General features: G+C 53.4%; 4 protein-coding genes. 3 read left to right on the top strand and 1 reads right to left on the bottom strand.

Annotated elements, in window-relative coordinates:
* Together BDE01S_RS11130 and BDE01S_RS11125 are read left to right on the top strand one after the other, a co-directional pair.
* Positions 1-172: phage tail assembly protein (locus BDE01S_RS11130; protein WP_169798091.1), on the top strand; the 172-nt coding region annotated here is incomplete at its 5' end.
* Positions 141-353 carry a GpE family phage tail protein gene (locus BDE01S_RS11125; protein ID WP_245934294.1) on the top strand — a complete coding sequence of 71 codons (213 nt, stop codon included), beginning with the start codon at positions 141-143 and terminating at the stop codon, positions 351-353. The genes BDE01S_RS11130 and BDE01S_RS11125, both read left to right, overlap by 32 nt.
* Here BDE01S_RS11125 and BDE01S_RS09785 read toward each other — a convergent pair.
* Positions 348-623: a hypothetical protein gene (locus tag BDE01S_RS09785; protein WP_066080944.1), complete on the bottom strand. Its 276-nt coding sequence runs from the start codon at positions 621-623 to the stop codon at positions 348-350. The genes BDE01S_RS11125 and BDE01S_RS09785 overlap by 6 nt on opposite strands.
* Positions 624-670: 47 nt before the next feature.
* Between BDE01S_RS09785 and BDE01S_RS09780 the strand changes: the two genes are divergently transcribed.
* Positions 671-2,753 (top strand): phage tail tape measure protein (locus tag BDE01S_RS09780; protein WP_066080940.1); only part of this gene is annotated, 2,083 nt, incomplete at its 3' end.

Genomic DNA, 2,753 nt, shown 5'->3' with positions numbered 1-2,753 from the left:
TCCCAAAGTCGGCGACATCCGCGCCGCCGCCCATTTGGGCAGCGATGCCGAACAGGAGTTGTTTATTTTTGCGCGGCTGACGGGTTTGGTTCCGGAAGATTTGGATATGTTGGATTTTGCCGATTACAAAGAAATCCAGCGTGTCTTTCGACTTATGCAGGAGCAGGAATAACAGACCGGCCGAAGTAATCGGCAGGCAGGAGACGATACAACGGCTTACTGCCGCCTGCGCCGATTTGGCATGGTGGTACGGTTGGCCGCCGGATGCGGTTGACAATCTGACTTTGGATGATTTTGAGGCATTCCAAAACGAAGCAACCCGCCAAATGAAGGCGGGTTTCAGGAAATTATAAGGTTTTTGGCTGAGCCAGCGCGGCAATGCCTGTAAGTGAAAAGCCTACGGCAAAAGCGATGACTGCGGTCAAAGGTGAGGCACATATAAGGGCAAATACGGCAATCAGCCCGCCTACCATAAGCGAAAGGACGGGCGCGGAAAAGTCAAACAGGTTATAGAGAACCCAGCCTGTTATTGCCAAGTTCAGTAAGATGAAGACAAACCAAGCCATAATTTCGGCTTGGCCGATAAAATCATCCTGCCCTTTTTTCAGATTTTGCCTCTTCACGACCAATCTCCTTTTTAACGCTTATATTTTGGTATCAGGTATTTGAAATGTCAAGTGAATTAGCTATCGGCGTGGTTATCGGCGCATCGGTCCGTGCCGGCTTTTCCACAGTGTTCGGCCGTGCCAAAAATACGGTTAAAGAGTTGGGCAGCGAAATCAATAATGTCCGTACCCAACAGGAAAGACTGGGCAGAAGCATAGCCAAAGGCGTGGCAACGGGACGCAGCGGTTTGGGTGTATTACGCGAGCGTTATGACCTGCTGGGCAGGGCTATCGGCAAAGCGGAAGCAGCACAAGGCCGCCTGAACCGCGCCATCAAAGCACAGGAAAACGCCAAACAACACCGCGCCAACCTCCGCTCGGAAATGGCGGAGGCGGCAGGCCATGCGGCAGTAATTTCCGCTCCGGTCATTGCATCGGTCAAAAAATTCATGGAACAGGAAAACGCATCGGCGGATTTGAAAATCGCCATGATGCGTCAAGACGGCAGCTTCGGTAAGTTTGAGGAAATCGACCGGCTGACCACCAAATGGGGCGCGGATTTGCCCGGCAACAAAACCGACTTTTCCAAAATGGCACTCGGACTGAAAAGCCAAGGTATTTCCGACGACACCATTATCAACGGCGGCGGTCTGGCTACCGCGCAATTAAATGTGGTTATGGATATTCCGATTGCCGACGGCAGCTTTTTTGCCAAAAACATGGAAGCGCACGGCATTAAGGAAAGCGAGCTGCTGAAATCTGCCGACCTGACCCAGCGTGCCTATTTCGCCGCCGGCCTGAAAAAAGAAGATATGTTCGAGGCCATGAAATATTACGCGGGCAAGGCCAATACGCTCGGTTATACGGGGCTGGAACATCAAAAGAAAATTTATGCCGTTGAGGGAATGGCCGCCACCAAAGGCATCGAAGGCTCCCAATTCGGTACGAATTTCAGCACCTTCTTGGGCAATCTGTCCAAAGGCGTTGCCAATATGGAATTTGCCGGGAAGGGGCGGAAAGGAGAACTGCGCCGCATAATGGAATCGGCGGGCGCAAAATTCGACTTTTTCAACGCCGACGGCTCCATCAAAGACCTGCGCGAAGTGACGGGGATTTTGGAATCCGAATTCGGCAAAATCAAAGCGAAATACGGCGATAAAGCCGTGATGGATATTTCCAACGCCATGTTCGGTTCGGAAGGCGGACGGGTGGCGGATATTCTGATTCAGGGCGGTCTCAAAGCCTTTGATGAAATGACGGCCAAAATGGACGCGCAAGCTTCGCTGTCCGACCGTATCAAAGTCAAAACCGGCACGCTGTCCGCCTCGCTGGAGGCATTGGGCGGTGCGGCGGAAAACGCCGCCGCCATTTTCGGCAGCGTTTTCGGTGCGGATATCAAGGCTGCTGCCCAAGCCTTGCAGGGGCTTGTGGAAAACCATTTGCAGCCGTTTTTGGAGAAAAATAAAGACTTCATCAAATGGGGTGTCGGCGTGGCGGCAGGCTTTTTTGCGGCCAAGCTCGGCATTCTGGGGCTGGCCTATGCCGGCAGTATGGTTCTAATGCCGTTTCGCGCTGTTTGGACCGCTGTGATGAAAGCCAACGCCGCATTCCGGTTGTTCCAACTGATGCGCTTGGGGAAAGTCGGCAGGCTGACAACGGCTTTACGGATGTTCGGCTTGTCGGCTAAAACGGCTGCCGGTATCAGCAAAGGGCTGGGCTCTGCGTGGCGTGTATTGTCCGGCGGTGCGGCACATATTGCCCGGTTTGCTGCTGCGGCAGGGCGTGTATTTGCCGGTGGTTTGGTACGCATGCTGTCCGTTTCTGCCCGTGCATTCTTGTCGTTCGGCGGTATGGTGGTGCGCTTTGTGCCGCTGGCAGCCAAGGCTTTGTTTTCTTTGGGCGCCGCGGTTGTACGGTTGGGCTTGATGATGCTGGCCAACCCGATTTTTCTTGCCTTGGGTCTTTTGGCCGGTGCGGCTTATCTGCTCTATACCAACTGGGATACGGTGGTGGCTTGGTCGAAAGCCTTGTGGCAGGGATTGGGTGATTGGTTCGGCGGATTGTGGACTACCGTCAGCACGGCTTTTCAGGCTGCTTGGAACAACATTACCGGCTTCTTCTCAAGCGGTATTGCCAATATTTCCGCAA

The organism is Bergeriella denitrificans NBRC 102155 (assembly GCF_001592185.1).
GTDB lineage: Bacteria > Pseudomonadota > Gammaproteobacteria > Burkholderiales > Neisseriaceae > Neisseria > Neisseria denitrificans.
This window is presented reverse-complemented; position numbering and strand designations above follow the sequence as displayed.